The sequence below is a fragment of the Streptomyces sp. NPDC028419 genome, from assembly GCF_055565515.1.
This window is the reverse complement of the sequence record NZ_JBVHUE010000002.1, coordinates 381100-402068: the sequence shown is the minus strand read 5'-3', so window position 1 is coordinate 402068 and position 20969 is coordinate 381100. Positions and strand designations below refer to the sequence as shown.

The 20969-nt window shown below is 72.8% G+C and carries 20 protein-coding genes and 2 pseudogenes; 10 read left to right on the top strand and 12 right to left on the bottom strand.

Translation table 11 applies throughout. The annotated features are described in order from the left end of the window. Positions 1–30: 30 nt before the first annotated feature. Together ACZ4UB_RS04160 and ACZ4UB_RS04155 are read right to left on the bottom strand one after the other, a co-directional pair. Positions 31–834 (bottom strand): HEAT repeat domain-containing protein, encoded by an 804-nt coding sequence (locus ACZ4UB_RS04160; protein WP_468068108.1) that lies wholly within the window; start codon positions 832–834, stop codon positions 31–33. A 122-nt stretch (positions 835–956) separates the two neighbouring features. Then, positions 957–1262, bottom strand: coding sequence for an SDR family NAD(P)-dependent oxidoreductase (locus ACZ4UB_RS04155; RefSeq protein WP_468068107.1), 306 nt, complete (start codon positions 1260–1262; stop codon positions 957–959). Between the two features lie 115 nt (positions 1263–1377). Here ACZ4UB_RS04155 and ACZ4UB_RS04150 point away from each other — a divergent pair, with 115 nt between their 5' ends. Continuing rightward, positions 1378–1608, top strand: coding sequence for a cold-shock protein (locus tag ACZ4UB_RS04150; RefSeq protein ID WP_468068105.1), 231 nt, complete (start codon positions 1378–1380; stop codon positions 1606–1608). Between the two features lie 16 nt (positions 1609–1624). Here ACZ4UB_RS04150 and ACZ4UB_RS04145 read toward each other — a convergent pair whose 3' ends face one another. After that, positions 1625–2428 (bottom strand): DUF6585 family protein, encoded by an 804-nt coding sequence (locus tag ACZ4UB_RS04145; protein ID WP_468068103.1) that lies wholly within the window; start codon positions 2426–2428, stop codon positions 1625–1627. A 164-nt stretch (positions 2429–2592) separates the two neighbouring features. Continuing rightward, positions 2593–3354 carry a class I SAM-dependent methyltransferase gene (locus ACZ4UB_RS04140; RefSeq protein WP_468068102.1) on the bottom strand — a complete coding sequence of 254 codons (762 nt, stop codon included), beginning with the start codon at positions 3352–3354 and terminating at the stop codon, positions 2593–2595. Positions 3355–3564: 210 nt separating this feature from the next. Here ACZ4UB_RS04140 and ACZ4UB_RS04135 point away from each other — a divergent pair, with 210 nt between their 5' ends. Next, positions 3565–5895, top strand: coding sequence for a family 20 glycosylhydrolase (locus tag ACZ4UB_RS04135; RefSeq protein ID WP_468068100.1), 2331 nt, complete (start codon positions 3565–3567; stop codon positions 5893–5895). 259 nt (positions 5896–6154) lie between these two features. On the opposite strand, the gene ACZ4UB_RS04130 is transcribed toward ACZ4UB_RS04135, so the two are convergent. The 4 genes from ACZ4UB_RS04130 to ACZ4UB_RS04115 all read right to left on the bottom strand — a co-directional run bounded on the left by ACZ4UB_RS04130 (position 6155) and on the right by ACZ4UB_RS04115 (position 9861). Continuing rightward, entirely contained in the window at positions 6155–7378 is a 1224-nt protein-coding gene (locus ACZ4UB_RS04130) for an MAB_1171c family putative transporter (protein WP_468068098.1), read from the bottom strand. Continuing rightward, complete coding sequence (locus ACZ4UB_RS04125) at positions 7375–8577, bottom strand: MAB_1171c family putative transporter (protein WP_468068097.1); 1203 nt, start codon at positions 8575–8577, stop codon at positions 7375–7377. Before ACZ4UB_RS04125 ends, ACZ4UB_RS04130 begins: the two co-directional genes overlap by 4 nt. Beyond that, a complete protein-coding gene (locus ACZ4UB_RS04120) occupies positions 8577–9140 on the bottom strand; it encodes a toxin-antitoxin system, toxin component (RefSeq protein WP_468068096.1) in 564 nt (187 codons plus the stop codon). The genes ACZ4UB_RS04125 and ACZ4UB_RS04120 overlap by 1 nt, the downstream gene beginning before the upstream one ends. Positions 9141–9276: 136 nt before the next feature. Continuing rightward, positions 9277–9861, bottom strand: a complete 585-nt coding sequence (locus tag ACZ4UB_RS04115; RefSeq protein WP_385772385.1) for a helix-turn-helix domain-containing protein — start codon at positions 9859–9861, stop codon at positions 9277–9279. 199 nt (positions 9862–10060) lie between these two features. Between ACZ4UB_RS04115 and ACZ4UB_RS04110 the strand changes: the two genes are divergently transcribed. The 5 genes from ACZ4UB_RS04110 (at position 10061) to ACZ4UB_RS04090 (ending at position 14141) form a co-directional block, all read left to right on the top strand. Further along, complete coding sequence (locus ACZ4UB_RS04110) at positions 10061–10564, top strand: helix-turn-helix domain-containing protein (protein WP_468068093.1); 504 nt, start codon at positions 10061–10063, stop codon at positions 10562–10564. Next, on the top strand, positions 10557–10922 hold the full coding sequence (locus ACZ4UB_RS04105) for a DUF4180 domain-containing protein (RefSeq protein ID WP_468068092.1): 366 nt from the start codon (positions 10557–10559) through the stop codon (positions 10920–10922). Before ACZ4UB_RS04110 ends, ACZ4UB_RS04105 begins: the two co-directional genes overlap by 8 nt. 28 nt (positions 10923–10950) lie before the next feature. After that, on the top strand, positions 10951–12087 hold the full coding sequence (locus tag ACZ4UB_RS04100) for a PP2C family protein-serine/threonine phosphatase (protein ID WP_468068090.1): 1137 nt from the start codon (positions 10951–10953) through the stop codon (positions 12085–12087). Between the two features lie 115 nt (positions 12088–12202). Next, positions 12203–12979 carry a S1 family peptidase gene (locus tag ACZ4UB_RS04095; RefSeq protein ID WP_468068089.1) on the top strand — a complete coding sequence of 259 codons (777 nt, stop codon included), beginning with the start codon at positions 12203–12205 and terminating at the stop codon, positions 12977–12979. 61 nt (positions 12980–13040) lie between these two features. After that, complete coding sequence (locus ACZ4UB_RS04090; protein WP_468068088.1) at positions 13041–14141, top strand: M20 family metallopeptidase; 1101 nt, start codon at positions 13041–13043, stop codon at positions 14139–14141. A gap of 145 nt (positions 14142–14286) precedes the next feature. Here the strand turns inward: ACZ4UB_RS04090 and ACZ4UB_RS04085 are convergent. Together ACZ4UB_RS04085 and ACZ4UB_RS04080 are read right to left on the bottom strand one after the other, a co-directional pair. After that, positions 14287–14484 (bottom strand): annotated as a pseudogene (locus ACZ4UB_RS04085) (ATP-binding protein); the annotation flags it as partial. 249 nt (positions 14485–14733) lie between these two features. Next, positions 14734–15453, bottom strand: coding sequence for a ribonuclease H family protein (locus tag ACZ4UB_RS04080; RefSeq protein WP_468068087.1), 720 nt, complete (start codon positions 15451–15453; stop codon positions 14734–14736). Positions 15454–15645: 192 nt separating this feature from the next. Here ACZ4UB_RS04080 and ACZ4UB_RS04075 point away from each other — a divergent pair, with 192 nt between their 5' ends. Together ACZ4UB_RS04075 and ACZ4UB_RS04070 are read left to right on the top strand one after the other, a co-directional pair. Then, positions 15646–17232 (top strand): alpha/beta hydrolase, encoded by a 1587-nt coding sequence (locus ACZ4UB_RS04075; protein WP_468068086.1) that lies wholly within the window; start codon positions 15646–15648, stop codon positions 17230–17232. A gap of 147 nt (positions 17233–17379) precedes the next feature. Beyond that, on the top strand, positions 17380–17898 hold the full coding sequence (locus ACZ4UB_RS04070) for a hypothetical protein (protein ID WP_468068084.1): 519 nt from the start codon (positions 17380–17382) through the stop codon (positions 17896–17898). A gap of 13 nt (positions 17899–17911) precedes the next feature. On the opposite strand, the pseudogene ACZ4UB_RS04065 reads toward ACZ4UB_RS04070, so the two are convergent. Continuing rightward, a pseudogene (locus ACZ4UB_RS04065) lies at positions 17912–18886 on the bottom strand (transposase). Positions 18887–19104: 218 nt separating this feature from the next. Continuing rightward, complete coding sequence (gene nadE, locus ACZ4UB_RS04060; protein ID WP_468068083.1) at positions 19105–19947, bottom strand: ammonia-dependent NAD(+) synthetase; 843 nt, start codon at positions 19945–19947, stop codon at positions 19105–19107. A gap of 273 nt (positions 19948–20220) precedes the next feature. Here nadE and ACZ4UB_RS04055 point away from each other — a divergent pair, with 273 nt between their 5' ends. After that, the gene (locus ACZ4UB_RS04055) at positions 20221–20415 is read left to right on the top strand and encodes a thiazolylpeptide-type bacteriocin (RefSeq protein ID WP_468068082.1); all 195 of its coding nucleotides are present in this window, start codon (positions 20221–20223) and stop codon (positions 20413–20415) included. Positions 20416–20969: the final 554 nt, after the last annotated feature.

Genomic DNA, 20969 nt, shown 5'->3' with positions numbered 1-20969 from the left:
AGAGCGGGGGTCGCTGACCGCGGGACCGCGTCAGCGCCCCTCGCGCGCCTCCCGCACCGCCTCCCGGACCTCCGCTTCCGGGTCGTCGGCGAGGGAGTCCAACAGCTCGGTGACCCCGGGCGTGGACCAGCGGGCGACGGCCCACACCAACTCCTCGCGCACCGTGGGATCGGGGTGCGAAGCCAGCCGGCCCACCTGCGCGAGCGGACCCCGCCGGCGCATCCCGAGCCACTCCAGGGCGTCCCGCAGCGCGGCCGGGTCCCCGGGGTCACCGGCCGCCGCGATCCGGGCGAGCAGGACCGGGGTGGGCGGCGGCGGAGCGTCCGACGGGAGCGGCAGCCGCTCGCGCAGGCGCCGTGACCCGTACCGGCCCCGGCCCTGACACCCGACGCAGGTGCAGGGGCGCACCCCGTGCGCGTCCGGCACGTACCGCCAGCCCGCCACCTGCGGCGCCGTGCGCACCCGGTGCACCGCGCCCGACCGGATCGCCCCGGGCACGAAGACCTCCCAGCCGCGCGGATCCTCCAGCGCCGCGATCCGCCGCACCGCCTCCGCCGCGGTGACCGCCTCCTGCGTCCCGCCCGCACGGTCCCGGTAGTGCCCGACCAGCACGTCCTGGGCGTCGTCCAACCGCACGTGGACGGCCACGAGCCCGCCCCGGGTACCGAAGCGGGCCAGCTCGCGCAGCCACTGGTGGGTGAGGGTGTAGGACGGCAGCACCGGGAAGCAGAAGACGCCCCGCCGGCCGCCCTGTCCGTAGCTCACCGCCCGGACTCCGGAGCGCCGGATGCGCGGCGCGTTCGCCGCCGAGGTCAGGTGTACGAACATCGCCATGTCCGGGGATCCTATGACCTGTCGGCCACCTCGCGTGCGCCCGCTCGGGTCCCGGCTCGGGTCCCGGCTCGCGTCAGCCGGTGGCCGGGTCCGTCGGGTCAGGAGGCGACCGCCGAGGGCCATCAGCGGGTTGAGGCCACCGGGTATGACGCTGGGCGGCGGGTTGCGGCGGTCGAGGGTGCGCAGCGCCGTAGGGCCCCGGTGAAGCTCGGGACGAAGGCCTTGCTCGCGCCGTGGACCGCCATCGCGGGGACGGGCTGGTGGGCGGCCGTGCTCGCGACGTCGACGAGGACCCCCTCGCCGTGGGCGCGCAGCCGGTCGACGAAGGCACCGCTGATGCCGACCACCGCCGCCACGTTCACCGCGATCTCCTGGCGCGGCCGCTCCGGGTCCCCGCGGTGGAGCGCCCGTGCGTACGGCGGACTCACCCGACTGCGCCGCCCGGCGCGCGGCCCCCGCCCGTACGCCCCACAGTGGACGGCACGCACCGCCCCGGGCGCCGTCCCGGGCACGCGGCCGCGGCTCCGACGCGAAGGAGGCTGCATGGACGACACGTGCGAGGAGCCGGGCGGGGCCCGGGTCAAGGGGTTCGTCCAGTCCTTCAACCGCGACCGCGGCTACGGCTTCCTCGTCCCCTACGGAGCCCAGGACGCCGTGTACGTCGAGCGTGCGGACATCGAGTCCGGTGCCCGGACCCTGTCCGAGGAGCAACAGGTCAGCTTCACGATCGAGTTCGCCGCCGGACGCTTCGTGGCCAAGCACGTCCAGCCCTGAGCCGCGGCGCCGCGGGCTACGAACGCCGGAGCCCGTCCACGATGGTCAGGAAGACCAGCAGGTTGGGCACCTTGGCGGCCTGGGGCGCCGCCCACGCCTTGGTCAGGCCGGTCCGCCAGACGCAGACCATGCCGCCACGGGCGGCGACCTCGCTGACCTCCGCCCAGGGCAACGTCCCGCGGGACTCGTGCGTGACGCCGGAGCGGGACAGCGCGAGCGGACCGAACCGGACCGTCCCGCCCTCGCTCACCCGCTTCCACACCTTCTCGGCCTGGGCGCGGCCGACGGCTTCCGCGAGCAAGGGGGCCCAGGTGACCGAGCCCGCGTAGACGTCCGTGATCCGGGCCCGCTCCCCGCCCGGCGCGACCAGCACGGAGGCGTGGGAGCGCCCGACGGGCGTCCGCGTGCCCTTGTAGTCGATCACCTCCTGGACGGTCTCCTGGTAGAGCACCGCCCGCTCCCAGCGGACCGCGAACAGCGCGCTGCCGGTCTTGTTGACGACCAGCCCGTGCTCGTAGAGGTGCAGCCGCTTGGCGGCCAGGCCCTTGCGGAACAGCGGGCTGCTGGCGACCGCCCCCGCGGCCAGCACGCCGATCCACAGGGGGTACATCGCGACCACCCAGCTGACCTCCAGCCAGAGGACGACCCCGCCGCCGAGCAGCGCGGCGATCCCGACCAGTGAGCCGACGACGAACCAGATGCGGTACTTCTCCGTGACGCTGACCTCGCTCTCGGGCCGGAAGGTGTGCTCCAGGGCGCCCAGCCGGTGGCGCGCGGCGAGGGCCTGCGCGGCTCGGGAGGGCGACGTCGGGACGGTCATGCGCGGCCTCGGCTCCACGGTCACGGCGACCCCTCAAGGCCACCTGAGCGGTGCGGAGTTGACCGGACGACACGTAGCCGCCGCCCGCACGAACGACCCCAGCAGCCAACACCACGATCAGGGCCCGGGCAAGCCCTCCCGACCCCCGGTCGCCGCGCCGCCGGTCAGCGCGCCCGGGCCGTGGTGACCACCAGCGGCGGCGCGGCCCGTTCCGCCGACCACGGGCGGCCGCGGGCGAGGTCGGGGTCGGCGACGAGCAGCGCCTGCGCCACGGTGGGGTGGTGTGGAGCGACCCCCTCGAACCCGGCGCGTTCGAGCAGCGGCGGGAGGACGTCCACGGGCCACGCGTGGTTGGGCATTTCCTGCCAGGTGCCGTCCGTGCGCAGGAGCCGTACGGTCACCGGCTCGCCGGGGCCGTAGACCGCGCCCGGCTCCCCGATGCGCAGCGAGGCGTACTCCGTCCCCGCGCACGCGGGGTCGGTCGCCAGCAGCACGAACAGGCCGCCCGGGCGCAGCAACCGGCGGACCTCGCCGAACACCGAGAGCAGGGCCTCCTCGGTCGGCAGCGAGGCCAGCACGTGGTTGCACATCACCGCGTCGGCGCAGCCGTCCGCGAGGCCCACCGCCCGCCCGTCCCGGACCAGGTGGTACTCCGCGACCGCGCTCTGCGTGGCCCGGGCCAGCTCCAGCATCTGCGGGGAGGTGTCCACGCCGATCACCCGGGCGCCGAGCACCCGCGCGGCGTGCGCGGCGACGGTGGCGGGCCCACAGCCGTAGTCCACCAGGACGCGCCCGGGGCCGATCCGCTCGGCCAGGGCCCGCAGGACGAAGGGGTACCCCAGCAGCCAGTCCGTGGCCGCCACCACCGAGGCGAAGGCCCGCGCCCCCTCCGGCCCGGACCACGCAGCGCGTTCTCTGTCGCTCACAGCACCCACTATCGGGCCGCGACCACCGGGCGCACGGGTTACGACACGACGGGGCGTGCGGCGGGGGCGGAGGCCGGGCGGGGCGCGCGATCGTGCGTGATCGTGCGCGCAACCAGCCCACTTCGAGCACCTATTGACATGAACGCGGCACTGCGCTGCACTTTGCCCGCCACACGCACTCCCCTTCCCACCCACCGTTCGGGGACTTCCATGCGTCTGCTCAGACTCCTGATCGCCGCCGTGCTGGCCCTGGCCGCACTCGCCGTACCCGCGATCGCCGCCCCCACGACCGCCCCCACGACCGCCGCCGCGGCCGCACCCGCCGCCGGGCCGCCCCGGACGATTCCGGCGCTGCGCCAGTGGACGGCCGGCTCCGGCGCCTACGCCTTCACCGGCGCCAGCCGGATCGTCGTCGATCCCGCCTCCGCGGACCGGCTCCTCGACGAGGCGCGGACCCTGGCGGAGGATCTGGAGGCCCTCGCGGGGCGTCCGGTGGCCGTCGTCACGGGCACGGCCGCCACCGGTGACATCGCGCTCGCGCTCGGGGACGCCACGCTGCCCGCCGAGGGCTACCGGATGACCGTCGCGGCGACCCTCTCGCTACGGGCCGGCACCGACGCCGGCGCCTTCTACGGCACGCGCAGCGTGCTCCAGCTGCTGCACCAGTCCTCCTCGATCCCCGCCGGAACCGCGGTGGACTGGCCGTCCAAGGCCGAGCGCGGCCTGATGATCGACCAGGGCCGGAAGTTCTTCACCGTGGAGTGGGTCGCGCAGCACATCAAGGAGCTGGCCTACCTCAAGCTCAACTACTTCCACTTCCACCTGTCGGACACCTTCGGCTTCCGGCTGGAGAGCGCCACGCACCCCGAGATCGTCTCCGCCGACCACTACTCCAAGCAGGACGTCGCCGACCTGATCGCGCTCGGGCAGAAGTACCACGTCACGATCGTGCCGGAGATCGACACCCCGGGGCACATGAACCCGATCCTGGCCGCCCACCCCGAACTGAAGCTCAAGAGCAGCTCGGGCGCGGCCAGCGCCGAGTTCATCGACCTGTCGCTGCCCGCCTCGTACGCACTGATCAAGGACCTGGTCACCGAGTACCTGCCGCTCTTCCCGGCCCCCTACTGGCACATCGGCGCCGACGAGTACGTCACCGACTACGGCACGTACCCCCAGCTGCTCAGCTACGCCCGCGCCCACTACGGCGCGGGCGCGACCGCCAAGGACACCTATTACGGGTTCGTGAACTGGGCCGACGACCTGGTGCGGGCCGGCGGCAGGACCACCCGCATGTGGAACGACGGCATCAAGGCCGGGGACGGCACGATCGCCCCGCACCCGGGCATCCTCGTCGAGTACTGGTACAGCTACGGGCTGACGCCCCAGCAGTTGGCCGCGGCCGGGCACCAGGTCGCCAACGAGTCCTGGACGCCGACCTACTACGTGCTCGGTGGCGCGAAGCCCGACACCCGGTGGATGTACGAGACCTGGACCCCCGACCGCTTCGAGGGCGGCGCCACCCTCACCGACCCCGCGCGGAACCCCGGTTCGCTGCTCCACGTGTGGTGCGACAACCCGGGCGCCGAGACGGAGGCCCAGATCGCCGCGGGCATCGCCAACCCCCTGCGGGCCCTCGCCCAGCAGACCTGGGGGTCGCCGAAGCCGGTGGGCGACTACGCCTCCTTCACCCCGATCATCGCGACGATCGGGCACAACCCCGCCTGGCCCGGGCTCGCCCAGCCGGGGAACCTCGCCCGCAACCGCCCCACCACCGCCTCCAGCACCGAGACGGCGAACTTCCCGGCGGCCACGGCGACCGACGGCGACCCCGCCACCCGCTGGTCGAGCGCCTACGCCGACCCGCAGTGGCTCCAGGTCGACCTGGGCTCCACCCAGGCCGTGAACCGCGTGGTGCTGCGCTGGGAGGCGGCGTACGGCAAGGCGTTCCAGATCCAGCTCTCCGACGACGGCGCGACCTGGCGCACCGCGTACACGACGACCAGCGGCGCCGGCGGGGTCCAGGACCTCGGCGGCCTCTCCGGATCGGGCCGCTACATCCGGATGTACGGGACCCAGCGCGGCACCGCCTACGGCTACTCCCTGTACGAGTTCGAGGTGTACGGAGGCCAGTTGAGCGGGACCCGGACCCTGAGCGCCGCCGGCCGTGCCCTCGACGACCCGGCGAGCTCCACCGCCCCCGGCACCGGGCTGATCACCTGGACCCCGCACGGCGGCCCCAACCAGCAGTGGCAACTGGCGCTGGGCGGCGACGGGAGCTACACCTTGACCAACGTCCTCTCGCACCTCTGCGCGGATGTGGAGGGCGGATCCACCACCGCCGGCGCGGCCGTCGTCCAGGCCGCCTGCACGGGCGGCGAGGGCCAGCGCTGGCTGTTCACCGCGCTCGGCGGCGGCGACTACTCGGTGGCCAACCGGAAGAGCGCACTGCTGCTCACCACCGCTTCCACCGCGGACGGCTCCCCCGTCACCCAACAACCGTCCGGCGGGACCGGGATCCAGCGGTGGCAGCTCGGTTGACGGCAACCTTACCAACGATCGTTTCTCTGGACGAACCGATTAAACCCCGGTTCCCACCTCGGGCGAATCACCCCCTCCGCTGGTCAAGTACCTGACCAGCGGGGGTTTTAGGGTCCCAAGGCACGACGAATCCGCCCGTGCCGGACGCGGAGAGTCCGAAAGGTCAAATTCAAGGATCGTTTCGCTTGCACAATCGATCATTGACATGTTCTAGTGGCCACGAAGCCCGGGGAGGAAGTTCTCCCCGGGTCGGAGACGGCTAGCGTTGCGGCACCGGTATATCGGGGGTGTGCCGCAGCGCGGCCGCTTCTCGGAAGGACCGGACGACGTCCGAGGACAGCGCGCGGGACATCCGCACCAGACCGGAGGGATCGTCGGGAGAGACCAGTACGGAGCGGTGGTTCTGCCGCAGCGGGTCCGATCCCTCGGGCAGCGGGACGCGACGGGCCCACACCACGACCGCGTGGGCGAGTGCCGCCGCGTCCGCGGTGGCCTCGGCCTCCTCGGCGCACCCGGCCGTTTCGCGCGCGCGGAGCAGGGCGCGGGCGCGCAGTTCCGCGTCCAGGTGGGGGCTGACCGTGAGGATCCCGTCGTGGATGTCGGCTTCCAGCTGGGTGACGCGCAGTTCGATGGAGGCACGGGGGCCCTCGGCGAGTTCGCGCGTGTGCTGGGTGGCCGCGCTCAGCTCCTTCCAGAGGGGCCGCAGCTGACGGAACCGGCGCCACTGGTCCCAGTGGGTCGAGCACCGCTGCGAGGCCAGCGGCAGCACGAACCCGCCGCCGATCAGGATCACGGACAGCGAGGCGACGACGGGGGCGACCCCGGCGCTGAGGTAGTCCCGGTCGTGACCGAGCCAGCGCGAGACGATCGCGGTGAACTTCAGCCCGTCGTAGGCCAGGTTGAAGAGGTGCCCGATGCAGATGAGGATCAGTCCGGCGCGCAGCGCGCCGTGCACCTGCCGCGCCCACACCCAGCACAGGGCCGTCACGATGATGCCGTTCGCCGTGTGGGCCAGCAGGTAGAGCAGGAGCATCTCGCGGATGTAGGGCGTGGTCGCGTAATAGGTGTCCATGTCGGTGAGCCGCTCCACCGGAGCGTCGCCCAGCACGAACAGGACGTTGATCGCGACGACGACCACCGCGGTCACCCGGTAGCAGCGGCGCGTCCACCGGGCCGCCCAGGCGGCCTTCTCCGGACCGGCGTTCCACCGGATGATCAGGACGATGCTCGCCCCGCAGAACGCGGTCAGCAGCGAGTACACGAGCGGCGCGGCGGCGTTCGCCACACCCGTGAAGCGGTTGATCGCCACGAGCGAGGGCAGGGCGGTGGAGAAGTCCACGCAGACCGCCAGGGCGAGCACCGCGCAGACGGAGCGCAGCAGTTCGTTGCGCGGGTCACGCCACAGCGCGGGGAGCCGGAGCAGCAGGATGACGACCAGGAAGGCGCCCGGTATGTAGAAATCGAGGCCTTGCGAGCGCATCATCGTGCGACCTTCCGTGCGGGTGCGGGGGGCTGGACGGGCCCGGTGGTCACCGTCCGGCGGGAGAGCACCCCATAGTGCCGGGCCACCCGCGCGATGTCGTCGCCGCCCCCTCCCAGGAGGAGGGAGACCGCTTCGAAGCCGGCGCCGCGGTCGGCCCCCTCGACGGGGTCGGGCTCCTCCCGTTTGGCCGCGATGGCGGCGGCGATCATGGTAGCGGCTCCGGTGGCCCGGGCCGGCCCGGGCTCCTCGCCCGCGCGCAGGGCCGCCGCACGCCCCTGCGCCATGAGCTCCGGATCGCAGTACGGGGCGAGGGCGATCAGCTGGTCGTGGACGTCCGTCTCCCGGTACGCGAGCCGGTCGTCCAGCGACGGCCGGCCCAGCGTCAGCGTCAGGTCCGGCTCCCGGGCGACCTCGCGCAGGTCGCGCCAGAGCGGGGCCAACTCCCGGTAGCGCCTCCAGGTGTTCCGGAGGGCGTCGATCCGCTCGCCCTGCGGCAGGAGGAACCCGGCCGCGCAGAGCAGGGACCCGAGCCCCGCGGCGGGCGGGGCGAGATCACTGCTCAGGTAGTCGAGGTCGCCACCCGCCCAACGGGCACCGAGCGCCACGGCCTTGGCGATCCCGAAGGCGGCGCCGAGCCCGAATCCGGCGACCAGGCAGCTCAGGCCGGCCCGGAGCCAGCCCTCGGCCTCGCTCAGCCACCGGCGGCAGGTGTGGGTGAGCGTGGCGTAGATCGCGGTGTGCCAGAGCAGGTAGAGGACGATCATTTCGCGGATGCCCGGGGAAGACGCGTAGTAGGTGTCCAGGTCGCGCACCCGCTCGCTCGGCGCTTCCCCGGAGGCGAACAGCGCCGAGATGGACACGATGACGAGCGCGCCACCCCACAACCACCCGCGGACCTGGCGCCGGACCTTCTCACCGAAGCCGCTGCGCCAGTAGGTCAGGAGCACCATCGCCATGGTGCTGCACGCGCTGAGGAGCGAGTAGACGAGCGGGGCCGAGACGTTGTCGACGCCGGTGGTCCGGTTGACGAAGCGGATGGTGGAGGGAGCCGCGAAGAAGAACCCGGCGCCGATCAGGAAGGTCAGCGCGGCGACTCCGCGCACCATGGGGTTGCGCCACCTGCGGGTCAGGTTCGGCAGTTTGGCGAGGAAGACCAGGGCGAGCGCGACGGCCGGTATGTAGTAGTCCGCATTGGCCATCAGTCCTCAGAGCCTCCGAGGGAGGACTGGATCCGCTGCCCCGGGCCGTTGAGGGGGCGCTGGCCGGCGTGGGGCTCCACGTGGCGGCGCAGCCGGCTGCCGAACCGGCGTCCGAACGCCTCCGCCTCGGCTTCGTCGCCGGGCACGGCGTGCGTGCGCGCGGCGACGCTGAGGATGGCCTGGTCGAGCGGGCCGGGGCCGAGGACGTCCACGAGCAGCCGGGTCGCGGCCTGCGAACCGTGTTCGTGGGTGCCGCAGTGGCCGCGCACCATGTGCCAGATCTCGTGTCCCAGGATGACCAGGGAGTGGAAGGGGCTGGTGCTCCGCACGACGACGATGACGTCCTCGTGCTCGCGGTCCAGCCACAGCCCGGACAGGCCGGGCGGGAAGTTGCGCCGCAGCACCCGCACGGGGCGGCCGCGCATCTCGGTGAGGTAGCCGGCCACCATCGTGAACAGCTCGTCCACATCGGCCGGGGCCGGCCCGCGCAGCGCGGCGTCCAGCTCGCCGCACAGCTTCGCCATCTCCTCCTCGAGCTGGTGCTGCCGACGCCTGTTGCGCAAGATCCCCACCCGGAAAACCCCTCGAAAAGCACACCGCTCGGGCGCGGTGTGCGGTGCCCTCTCCCCGTGCCCGCGCCGAGTGGCGGAGCCGATTCCCACGTACTGCCTCCGCGCGCGGTACCCCGCGCGCAGCACTTCAGGCGTCCAGCTGGTCCTCTTCGATCGAGTCGATCAGGGCCTGCATCACGGCGCGCGTCTTGGGCGACGTGCCCCGCAGGGCGAATCCGTTGAGCTGGTTCTTGCGCTTGAAGTCCTGGAGCTCGGCCAGCTGGCGCGACTGCTCCTCCTCCAGCTTCTCGCGCAGGGCCCGGTCCAGGGCCTGGGAGGGGGTGGCCGTCAGGAATCCGCGCGACACCTGGAAGAAGTCCTCGATCCGGGCCGCGTGCTCCAGCGAGGGCGCCTTCTCCCCGCGCAGGAAACGGCCGAACCACTGCGGCGTCAGACCGGCCCCGTGCGCGATCTCGGCCTGCGTGTACGGCCGGCCCGCAGGTCCCAGCCGGGTCCGGCGCAGGAATTCGAGCCGCTGGGTGACCTGCTGGAGGAAGTCGCTCTCGGGCAGCGGGCGCCGGTGCAGGCCCGCCACCACCACGGACTCGGGCAAACCGGTGCTCCGGGCCAGCGGCTCCGGGTCGAGGGTCACGGCCCAATCCAGCTCCGCTTCCTCGATCAGCCCCTCGAGAAGCGCCAGGCTCTTCAGGTGAGGGCTTTCCTCGTCGGTCACGTTCACTCCTGGCTGGCTTGCTTGTCCCGTACGCGTAGCGGCCGACGGGCAGCGCCCGTACCGCCTCGTCACTGAATCAGATCAGCGATCGGTTCTACAACCGAAACGATCGTTGAATTCACCTCCCCACCCCTCCCCATCACTCCCTATCGTCATTCATTTTCCATACATAGGGATGTTTGCAGTATGATCCAGCCCCATGGAGAGTGCTGAACGCGAGCTGTATTCGGTGGGCGAGGTCGCCGAGCGCCTGGGGCTCCACGTGCGGACCGTCCGGAACTACGTGCGCGACGGACGCCTCAAAGCCGTCCGGATCGGCAAGCAGTACCGGATCGCCCGCGAGGACTTCGAGGCGCTGACCCGGCTTCCGCTCACCGACCCGGATCCCGCCCCGGCCCCGAAGCCGGTCGCGGCCCCGCGCGGACACCTGGAGGTGTCCAGCATCGTGCTGGTCGAGCCGATCGGCCCGGAGGGCGCCGGCCGGCTGAGCACCCTGGTCACCGCCGCCGTACAAGGACCGCGGGACACCGCGGAAGCACTGCGCGTCCAGACCGTCTACGACAAGGAGCGGGCCCGTATGAAGATCGTGATCCTCGGCGGTGCGGTCGACACCGCCGATCTGCTGCACCTGATCGACGGCGCCCTGGAACCGGACAACGGCCTGTTCTCCTCCGGCGCCCGGCAGGGGGCCCACCGTGCCTGACCGCCTCGTGACGCACCACGGCGTGCCGGTCCTCGTCTGCGCCGCCGACGGTCCCCCGATCGCCACCGAGCAGGACGCCCTCGACCACCTCATCGGCGCCGCCTACCACCACGCGCCGGACGTGATCGCGGTCCCGGCCGAGCGGTTCGACGACGCCTTCTTCGACCTCAGCAGCGGGGTCGCGGGAGCGATCCTGCAGAAGTTCGTGAGCTACGGGCTCCGCCTGGTGGTCGTCGGGGACATCGCGCACCACCTGCGGGCGAGCAAGGCCCTGCCGGACCTGGTCCGCGAGTCGAACCGGGGCACCCACGCCTGGTTCGTCGACGACCTCGACGCGCTGGCGGACCGACTCGCGTGAGCCGCCTCCCCCGGTGTATGCAGGAGCCATGGGTCATCGGCTGCGCCACCCGGGGCGGGGCGGGGGCCGGGAACCGCGCCCGGCGCTGCTGCCGGTTCCCTTCGTCCTGATCGCCCTCGTCACCGTGGTCGACATCCTGGCTCCGCCGGGCGTCCACCTCGGCCCGTTCCTGGTCGCCGCGCCCGCGCTGGCCGCTTCCTTCACCGGGCCCCGGATGACCGGGTTCGTCGGCGCCGTGGCGGTCCTCGCCCAGGCGGTGGTGGCCGTCGTACGGACCAACCTGACCGATCTGAACCACACCATCCAGCTCATCGCGCTCGTGTTGATCTCGGTGTTCGTCACCCTCTTCGCCCATCTGCGCGAGGTCCGCGAGCGCCAGCTCACCCAGCTGCGCTCGGTGGCCGAGGCCGCGCAGCAGGTCGTCCTGCGGCCCCTGCGCGAGCGGATGGGCCCGCTCCGGCTCGCCTCCGTGTACCTCGCCGCCGAGGCCGAGGCGCAGATCGGCGGGGACCTGTACGCCGCCACGCGCACCCCCGACGGCACCCGGCTGATCATCGGTGACGTCCGGGGCAAGGGGTTGGCGGCCGTCGGGGACGCCGCCCTGGTGCTCGGGGCCTTCCGGGCCGCCGCCCACCAGGAGGCCGACCTGCCGGGCCTGGTCGGTCATTTGGAGGCCGCCGTCGCCCCGGACCCCTACGACGACGGCAACGGCGGCGGCGCACCCGGGGAGCCCCCCGAGCACGACGGGCACCGCGAGCAGTTCACCACGGCCGCCGTGCTCGACGTCCCGGACCGCGAGACGACCCTGCGCCTCATCAGCTGCGGGCACCCGCCGCCCCTGCTGCTGCGCGGCGGGAAGGTCCTCCCGCTGGAGGTGGACCACCCCGCGCCGCCCCTGGGCCTCACCGAGTTCGCCGACGGCGGCCTCGCCGTGCAGTCGTTCCCCTTCGAGCCCGGGGACGTCGTGCTCCTCTACACCGACGGGGTCATCGAGGCCCGGGACGCGCGGGGCGCCTTCTACCCGCTGGCGGACCGGGTCGCCGACCGGGCCGGCGACGGCCCGGAAGCCCTGCTGCGCCACTTGTGCGCGGACCTGCTCGCCCACTCCCCCGGCGGGCACCTGGGCGACGACGCGGCGATGGTGGCCATCGAGCGGCTCGGCTGACGTTTCCGGCCATTTCGGCGCCGCCGCGCAACCCCGCCGCCGGTTCCCCCCTCCTCCTGCACGACATCGACGCCGCGCGCCCCCAGGGTCGCGCACCGTGCCCCGGGGGGATCACATGCTCAGGTTCAACAGGCGTACCGCAGCGGCCGCGTGCGCCGCTTCCGTACTCGCCGCGGCCGGACTCGCGGCCACCGCGACTCCGGCCGCGGCCGTCCACGGCGGGCAGAACGCCACGGTGACGGACCACCCGTACGCCATGCTCATCGAGACCGCGGACGGACAGCCGTTCTGCGGCGGCACGCTCGTGGCCCCCACCAAGGTGCTGACGGCGGCGCACTGCATGAAGGACGCCCCCGCACCGCTCGACCTGCTGGTCATCGGCGGGCGCACGACGGTCGCGAGCACCAAGGGCACGGTCCGCCACGTCTCCTCGGTGAAGGTCCACCCGAAGTTCGAACAGGGCACGCTGACCTACGACGCGGCGGTCATCACCCTCTCCGCGCCGATGCCGTACGCAGCCCTGCCGGTGGCGGGCCCGAAGGACTCCGCCCTCTACGCCTTCGGCACGAGCGCACGGACGGCGGGCTGGGGCCGCACCGCCACCAACACCCCCGCGACGCGGCTGAAGTCGGCCACCTTGACCCTGGCTCCGCTCACCGGCTGCGCGCCCTTCGCCGAACCCGGCGAGTCCGACGCCCTCAAGGTGTGCGGGGTGCCCCGCGCCGGTACGCACGACAGCATCTGCCGCGGCGATTCCGGTGGCCCCCTCGTCGCCGGGGGCAAGGTCATCGGCATCGTCTCCACCGGGAACAAATACTGCGACGACCAGTACCCGGTGTCCGTCTACACCAAGGTCAGCGCGATCGCGGCGGGCCTGGGCCTGCCCACCTGAGCGGGGACCGCCCGACGGTCCGGCGGTCCCGCGCCTCGGTGCGGCGGATACCCTTGCCCGCATGACGATGCCCAAGACCGTCCCCGTGAGCGTCGACGCGATGCTCGAAGACCTCCGGACACTCGTCGAGACCGAATCTCCGTCGCGCGAGCGCGACGCCCTGAGCAGCTCCGCCAAGGTCGTCGCCGCCGTCATCGAGAGCCGCCTCGGCGGGCAGGCCGTCCTCATCGAGAGCGCGGCCGGGCCGCACGTCCACTGGTCCGCGGGCGGCGATCCCAAGGTGCTGATCCTCGGCCACCACGACACGGTGTTCCCGCTCGGCACCCTGGAGCGCCGCCCGTTCGCGGTCGCCGACGGCCGCGCGACCGGCCCCGGGGTCTTCGACATGCTCGGCGGACTGGTGCAGGCCGTCCACGGCCTGGCCGCCCTCGACGACCGGTCGGGCGTCGAGATCCTGGTGACCGCGGACGAAGAGGTCGGCTCCCACACCTCCCGGTCCCTCATCGAGGAGCGCGCCCTCGCCTGCGGCGCCGTCCTCGTCTTCGAGGGCGCCGCCGACGGCGGGGGCCTCAAGACCGGGCGCAAGGGGTGCGGCACCTACCAGGTGGCGATCACCGGCCGCGCCTCGCACGCGGGTCTGGAGCCCGAGGCCGGCGTGAACGCCCTCGTCGAAGCCGCGCACCAGGTCCTGGACATCGCGGCGCTCGGACGCCCCGAGCTCGGCACCACCGTCACACCGACCGTCGCGTCCGCGGGCACCCTGGACAACGTCGTCCCCGCCGGGGCGACCGTGATCGTCGACGTCCGCGTCGAGTCCGCCGAGGAGACCGCGCGCGTGGAGTCCGCCTTCGCGGCGCTGTCCCCGCACCTCGCCGGGGCGCGGATCGAGGTACAGGGGTCCATCGGCCGTCCCCCGATGCCCGAATCGGCGTCGACGTCCCTCTTCGCGCTGGCCCGGCGGTTCCTGCCCCATCTGGAGGGCAAGGCGGTCGGCGGCGGCAGCGACGGCAACTTCACCGCCGCCCTCGGGGTGCCCACCCTCGACGGCCTCGGCGCCGTCGGCGGCGGCGCCCACGCCGACCACGAGTACCTGTTGGTCGACTCCATGACCGAGCGGGCGAACCTCGTCACCCAACTGGTGCGGGCGATCCAGCACGGGTAGCCCGGCCCCGTAACCCCCTCGCGATCCGCTCGTTGAACGGGCAGGTCAAGCGAAGAGCACGGAGTCCCGGCCCCCAGGGTCCGGGACTTCGTGCTGTCCCGGCAGAACGGCGGCGACTCCCCCACCGCCCGGCAGGCGCAGGTCCAACGGCCGCACCGTGACCGGGTTCCGCTTCGACGGTGACGGTGCCCGCGAAGCGCTCCGTACGGGCGTGCGCCCCGTCGAGGCCGAAGCCCGCGGCGGCGCTGCGGGGCGCCACGTCCTGCGGGTCGAAGCCGCGGCCGTCGTCGCGGACGTCCAGGGAGACCTCGTCCCCCATGAAGGAGAGGGTGACGCCGACCCGTGAACGCCAACGGCCGCCAGTACGCGGGGGCTTCGTGGCAGGCGGAGTACCGGGCGGGCGCCTCGCGGGCGGTCGGCTTGGCCGGGAGTCCGCTCTCCTGACGCCGCGCGCCGAGGACGCGGGTCGTCAACCGATCGGCTGATCGGGCGGTACGACCAGCTGCCGCCGCTGGGCGACCCGGGGGTCACGGGGACCTGCCCGTGACCCGTCGGGACCGCTGAAATGGACCGGGTGGCCCCGGTCGGGGGGTCAGGCGGGCGCGTCGGCGGGGGCCGCGGCGGCGCAGTCCGCGTGGCCCCAGCGCGCCCCGAGCTTGGCGATCATGTCGCCGGCCGCGTAGGGCTTGCCGCACGGGCAGCTGCCGGGGAACTTCGCCTTGATCGCGCGCCCGCCGCCCTTGCCCGACGCCGCACCCGACGCCGCGGTGCGCTTCGCCGGGGCGGCCGACTTCTGCCGCGCCGGTCCGCCGCGGGCCGGGGCCGGCACCGGGACGGTCTCGCTGCCGAGGGCCGTCCCGGCCGCCTGCTGCGTCACCGCGGCGTCACTGGCGGCCTGGTCGGCGATCGCGTTGAGGTGATCGCCGTCCTCGCGGTGGGCGGGGACGTAGCGGAACTCCACGTCCCGGTCCGCCAGCAGCACGTCGATGCTCTCGACCAGTTCGCGGTTGGCCACCGGCTTGCCCGCGGCCGTCTTCCAGCCGTTGCGCTTCCAGGCGGGCAGCCACTGCGTCACGGCCTTCATCGCGTACTGCGAGTCCATCCGTACCTCGATGGACGTGCCCGGCGCCACGGCCTCCAGGAGCCGCTGGAGGGCGGTGAGTTCACCGACGTTGTTGGTGGCGCGGCCGAGCGCGCCGGACTCCCAGCGCTCCGGACGGCCCGCGGAGTCCGCGATGACCCAGGCCCACCCGGCAGGCCCGGGATTCCCCTTCGCCGCCCCGTCGCAGGCGGCAATGATGCGATCTGACATCCCCCGATCATGCCCCACCGGTCCCGGTATCCGGGCATCGGCGGACGGCCCGACGACGGGGCCGGGCGGCCCGACCCCGGCCGCGGGGTGGCACTACTGCCACCTCCAACCCTGGTAGCAGTGGTATCGAAGCCGGGGCGGCCCGCGGGCGAGGATCGGAAGCGACCGAGAACGTCCGACGGGGAGTACCGCATGAACCTGTTCAGCAGGAAGAGGAAGACCGCACGCCGGGCCGGAGCGGCCGCCGCCTGCGCACTGCTCGCCGCCGCCGCGCTGCCCGCGGCGGCCGCGAGCGCGAGCACGGCCGCCGGATCGGGTCCGTCCACCGGGCCCGGCGCCACGGCCCCGCCCGTGCCGGAGCGCTACCGCGCCCAGCGCCTCGACTGGCACCCCTGCGCCTCGGGGCCGCTGGAGTGCGCCACGATGGCCGTGCCGCGGGACTGGTACCACCCGGACGCCGGGCCGAACCTGAGCATCGAGGTGTCCCGGCACCGTGCGACGGACCCCGCGAAGCGTCGCGGGGTCCTGATGATGGCGGCGGGCGGGCCGGGTTCCTCCGGACTGGGACGCCCGGCGGGGCTGGCCGCGTACGGGCCGAAGCTGGCGGCGGCGTACGACATCGTCGGCTTCGACCAGCGGGGCGTGGGCGCCAGTACCCGGGTGGTCTGCTCCGACCAGGACGCGGTGGACGCGCTCTTCACCAGCGGCGACCTGCGCGACCGGTCCCCGCGGGCCCTCGCCCGCACCGTGGAGCGCGCCCGCGCCTTCGTCCGGGACTGCGAGCGCAACTCGGGCGGACTGCTCCCCTACATCACCACCGACCAGGCCGTGCACGACATGGACCTGTACCGGGCGCTGCTGGGCGAGGACCGGATCTCCTACTTCGGGCCGTCGTACGCGACCGTCCTCGGGGCGTACTACGCGACCGAGTTCCCCCGCCGGGTGGACCGGGTCGTGCTCGACAGCAACGTCGACTTCACCAGCACCTGGCAGTCCTTCCAACTGGGCCAGCCGGCGAGCTTCCAGCGCCGCTACGAGCAGGACTTCCTCCCGTGGCTGGCGGCGAACGACGCCACCTACCACCAGGGGAGCACCCCGGCCGCCGCGCAGGCGTCCTACGAGCGGCTGCGGGCCGCCCTGAGCGCGCACCCGCTCGACATCGAGGGGACGGTGGTCACCGCCAACCATCTCGACGTGGCGGCGAGCGACGCGATGTACAGCGCGGGCGGCCGCTTCGCGTCCTTCGCCTCGCTGCTCGGCGTCCTGGAACACCCGGAGCAGGCACCCGCGCCGGTCCGCACCGCGGTGGCCGCCCGGCTGAAGCACCTCATGGGGGCCCCGTTCGTGGCCGACTACTTCGCCGTGACCTGTGCGGACACCCCGTGGAACAGGGACGGGCGGTTCTGGCTGGCGCAGAGCGGCGCGGCGACCCGCGACGCGCCGCTGGTCGGGGCCCGCGCGCTGACCTTCGCCTCGATCTGTGCGAACTGGCCCCGGACCACGACGCCGCGGGTCAAGGTCACCGGCGCGGGGCTGCCGCCGGTGTTGATGCTCAACTCGACGAACGACCCGGCGACCTACTACGAGGCGGCCGTCCGCGCCCATCGCGGGCTGGCCGGCTCCCGGCTGGTGACGGTCGACGGGGGTGACCACGGCCAGTACCAGAACGGCAACGCCTGCGTCGACGCGCACGTCGAGGCGTACCTGTTGGACGGCACCCTGCCGGCCGAGGACACCCGCTGCCCCGGCACACCGCTCCCGAAGCCCGCCACGCCCTAGCTTGAGTTTTAACTTGCCGAAGGTCCTCCGTCACAGTGGAACCGGGAACGACCCTGGTCGATGTGACGGAGCCCCCGACGGCACGACTCCTGCACGGGCCTGATGGGGGTAAATTCGGGCAGGGGAACACATGATCAACAGGGGAGCATGATGCAGCACCTGGGGCCGCTGGAACTGGTCGGGAACCGATGGATCATCGGGGACCCAAAGCGGAACGATGGGTCGTGCCTGGTGCTCGCCACCGAAGGCATCGAGCATCACATGCGGGGAGAGGTGGAACCCCGGGACGTCGTCCCGTGGAGCAGCCTCCACACCGTTCGGCTGAGGGCCACCATGAAGCCATGGATGGCCACCCGCACCGGGGGTGTCATCGTCGCGGCAGGCGGCTACATGGACGGTGGCCGCGATGGCTGCTCCCTGTCCGGCATTCGTGATCGGTATAAGCCCTGGTCGGTGAACTACACCCACCACGACCGCACTTACACGTCCATGCACATGGCTCTGGTGATCGACCTGGTCGCGAAGATATCCGAGGCGAAGGCGCTGCACCGCCTCGGAGACCCAGAGTGGCTCAGCGCAGTGGTCTCCCGGCTGGCGCCAACGCCCCGGTGGACCCCCCTCCCCGCCCGCCGGGTGAGCGAAATCATCGAGCTCCTTGGTACCTGAGCTTGTTCTTTGCCTACCAAGATCTTCCGGGCTTACCGATGGCCTTGAGGGTCTCGGGGCGTTTGACGGTCTTGCCGACGTCGTAGCGGGGTGCCCGGTGTTTGTTCTTGGTGCCGGGTGGCCGTCCGGGGCCGGCGCCTGTCGGTTTGGGAACGTGGGTCGGGCAGGCGAGGTGGGCGCGGATGTTCCTGAACCCTCGGCGGACCCGGGCGGGGGTGAGCGGGTCTGAGGTGGTGGGCTTCTCCCAGGGGCGGCGGAGGTCTGCGGCGAGGGGCCGGGCAAGTCGGAGCTGGGTGTGGGCGACGATCAGGATCCAGGTCCAGCGGTCCGCAGCCTCGGGCGTGCGGAGTTTCGGGGTGGTCCATCCGAGGGTCTGTTTCGCGAACGGAAGGTGTGCTCCAGATCGAAACGACGGAGAAACGCCTGCCAACAACGGTCCACATCGTCGGGGGCGGCACCGGTCTTCGAGGACCACAACCACACTGGCGGCGCGTCCCGTTCTTTCGACAGGTGCTCGACCTTCAGTCTGATCAACGTGCCCTCCATCAAGGGTAGTTCGCCGTCGTGGTCGAGCCAGGCGGAGCGGTGGGTGAGTCGGGGATGGACCCGGTCCCATGCCTGAGTTTCGACCTTGCCGTAGTTGCAGCCGCTCAGCCGAGCACGGCGCGTCCGAACGCGGCGACACATCGACCGCCAGCACCAGGCGCCCGCCGTCGAAACGCGGCAGCGCTAGCCCGGCCAGCACCGCCCTCAGCCGACCGACGTCGATCCGGCCGTGGTTCGAGCCTCCGTACATCGCTCCGTGCCCACGACGATGCTCGGGCGGCAGCGTCAAGTCCACCGGGGACTTCACCGCACCGTCCGCACACAGCACCGCGTCCACCAACTCGAACAGTTCATCGCGCCGGGTGGTCAGACACTCGCAGAACTCGCCTCGGAAGCGTGACGCTTCTGCGAACGCTTCCCTCCGGACAGCATCAGGCAGCAAGACTCACCTCACGGCCTTCGTCGTGGTCACGTGCACCTTGGTCGGAGCACATGATCAGACGAAGGCCGCCCCCACGTCCGGAGAATCCCCAGGTGAGCCACCCAGTTCGATACACCGTTCGAAGTCGGAAGAAAAAGAACAAGTTTAGGGCCTGTTGCGAATGTCCCTCCTGGCGTTCGGGCGCCCGGCGCTACGTTCGAAACACGTCCTAGGTGCGCTCAGGCGCGCCACCAGTCGTCGAGCGGGGTGACCGGGACGGTCCGCTTGTGCCGGGTCGCGAGGAAGATCGACTCCAGCTTGGCCGCCACCTCCGGCGCGACGTCCTCGCCCTCCAGGTAGTCGTCGATCTGTGCGTACGTGAGGCCGAGCGCCACCTCGTCGGGCAGCGCGGGCCGGTCGTCCTCCAGGTCGGCGGTCGGCACCTTCTCCCAGGTGCTGGGCGGTGCGCCCAACTCCTGGAGCAGGGCCGCTCCCTGACGCTTGGTCAGTCCGGTCAGCGGGGTGACGTCGACACCGCCGTCGCCGAACTTGGTGAAGAAGCCGGTGACCGCCTCGGCCGCGTGGTCGGTGCCCACCACGAGCATGCCCAGCTGTCCGGCGATCGAGTACTGGATCACCATGCGCTCGCGGGCCTTGATGTTGCCGCGCACGAAGTCCCGCAGCGCGGTCTCCTCGCCCAGCAGCTCGCGCAGGCCGGTGGCCGCCTCGACGGCGACGGCGTCCGCGCTCGGTTTGACGTTCACGGCGATCGACCGGTCGGGCCGGATGAATCCGAGCGCGATCTGCGCGTCGTGCTCGTCCGCCTGGACGCCGTAGGGCAGCCGCACCGCGACGAAGGTGGCCTCGTGCCCCTCCGCACGCAGCTCCTCGGCCGCCAGCTGGCAGAGCCGACCGGTGAGCGTACTGTCCTGGCCGCCGCTGATCCCGAGGACGAAGCCCTTGGCCGGGGTCGACCTCAGATAGTCCTTGAGGAAGTCGACCCGCTGCCGGATTTCGACTTTCGGCACGACGGCCGCCTTGACACCGAGCTCGACGCGGATCTGCTGCCGTAGGTTCACCATCCACGTACTGTACTGGCCACCATCGGGCCGGCGAAAACCGGTCGCCCCGGGGGCCGGAGGCAGAGGCCGCGTGCAGCGCCGCTGGAGCCGGCGGCCGCGCGGCCGGAACCCGTCGGCGTGTCGGCCAACCTCGTTGGTTTCGGCTGGAGTTACGCCGGAAGAGCGGAAATCGCCCGCTGCGCGCCGAACGCCCCCGGAGCTACGGTTGCGCTCGTCCGTCCCCCACCACGGGACAGGCGGTTACCAGCCAACCCCACCACCCTGGGAGTTCTCATGGCAGACATCAACGCGGCCACCACCTTCGAGGCCACCGACCTGGACCTCGGCGGTATCACCGTCACCACGATGCGCGACACGGCGGGCGTCTCGGCCTTCTCGGCCAACACGTCCACCTCCGGCTGCGGGTTCCCCGGAGCCTCCTCCTGCGCGTGCGTCCAGCAACCGCAGGTGCTCCCCAGCGTCGCCTGAGGCCGTTCCGCCGGCGTCCGACCCGGCTCCGCGCGCACCGCGGGGCCGGGTCGGACCCACCCGCCGAGCCGAAAGGGAATCCGGACCCCATGCCGCCCTCCGCGCCCTTCCCGCGCACCGCCCCCTACCTCCAGGTACGCGCGACCGTACTGCACCACCCCGCGCAGTCCCCGGACGCCGCCGCCTTCCGCGCCGGGACGCGGGCGCTGGCGGAGCTCGAAGGCGTGCTCGCGGAACTCCTCCCCCGGCTCACGGACGCCCTCTACCTCAGCCGCGACGGCCACCCCGGGGCGTTCCACCGGGACGTGGTGCTGCCGCTGCGCCGGGCGCTGCACAACGGGCGCGCACCGCGGACCGCGCTCCTCGAACGACTCGGCGGACTGCCCGAGCGGGTGCCCGAGCTGCGGGCCTGGCTGGAGCTGCGGGGCCGCCTGGACGCGGCGCGCGCCCGGGTCGGGGGGGGGGGGGGGGGGGGGGGGGGGGGGGGGGGGGGGGGGGGGGGGGGGGGGGGGGCGGGGGGGGGGGGGGGGGGGGCGCTCTCCTCTCCCCACTCC

Bases quoted from the DNA above. Each gene is read 5' to 3' on its own strand.
- ACZ4UB_RS04150 (WP_468068105.1), top strand. From the start codon at position 1,378: ATGGACGACACGTGCGAGGAGCCGGGCGGGGCCCGGGTCAAGGGGTTC.
- ACZ4UB_RS04080 (WP_468068087.1), bottom strand. From the start codon at position 15,453: ATGTCAGATCGCATCATTGCCGCCTGCGACGGGGCGGCGAAGGGGAAT.
- ACZ4UB_RS04110 (WP_468068093.1), top strand. From the start codon at position 10,061: ATGGAGAGTGCTGAACGCGAGCTGTATTCGGTGGGCGAGGTCGCCGAG.
- ACZ4UB_RS04095 (WP_468068089.1), top strand. From the start codon at position 12,203: ATGCTCAGGTTCAACAGGCGTACCGCAGCGGCCGCGTGCGCCGCTTCC.
- ACZ4UB_RS04135 (WP_468068100.1), top strand. From the start codon at position 3,565: ATGCGTCTGCTCAGACTCCTGATCGCCGCCGTGCTGGCCCTGGCCGCA.
- ACZ4UB_RS04055 (WP_468068082.1), top strand. From the start codon at position 20,221: ATGGCAGACATCAACGCGGCCACCACCTTCGAGGCCACCGACCTGGAC.
- ACZ4UB_RS04070 (WP_468068084.1), top strand. From the start codon at position 17,380: ATGATGCAGCACCTGGGGCCGCTGGAACTGGTCGGGAACCGATGGATC.
- ACZ4UB_RS04125 (WP_468068097.1), bottom strand. From the start codon at position 8,577: ATGGCCAATGCGGACTACTACATACCGGCCGTCGCGCTCGCCCTGGTC.
- ACZ4UB_RS04075 (WP_468068086.1), top strand. From the start codon at position 15,646: ATGAACCTGTTCAGCAGGAAGAGGAAGACCGCACGCCGGGCCGGAGCG.
- nadE (WP_468068083.1), bottom strand. From the start codon at position 19,947: ATGGTGAACCTACGGCAGCAGATCCGCGTCGAGCTCGGTGTCAAGGCG.
- ACZ4UB_RS04100 (WP_468068090.1), top strand. From the start codon at position 10,951: ATGGGTCATCGGCTGCGCCACCCGGGGCGGGGCGGGGGCCGGGAACCG.
- ACZ4UB_RS04145 (WP_468068103.1), bottom strand. From the start codon at position 2,428: ATGACCGTCCCGACGTCGCCCTCCCGAGCCGCGCAGGCCCTCGCCGCG.
- ACZ4UB_RS04130 (WP_468068098.1), bottom strand. From the start codon at position 7,378: ATGATGCGCTCGCAAGGCCTCGATTTCTACATACCGGGCGCCTTCCTG.
- ACZ4UB_RS04160 (WP_468068108.1), bottom strand. From the start codon at position 834: ATGGCGATGTTCGTACACCTGACCTCGGCGGCGAACGCGCCGCGCATC.
- ACZ4UB_RS04090 (WP_468068088.1), top strand. From the start codon at position 13,041: ATGACGATGCCCAAGACCGTCCCCGTGAGCGTCGACGCGATGCTCGAA.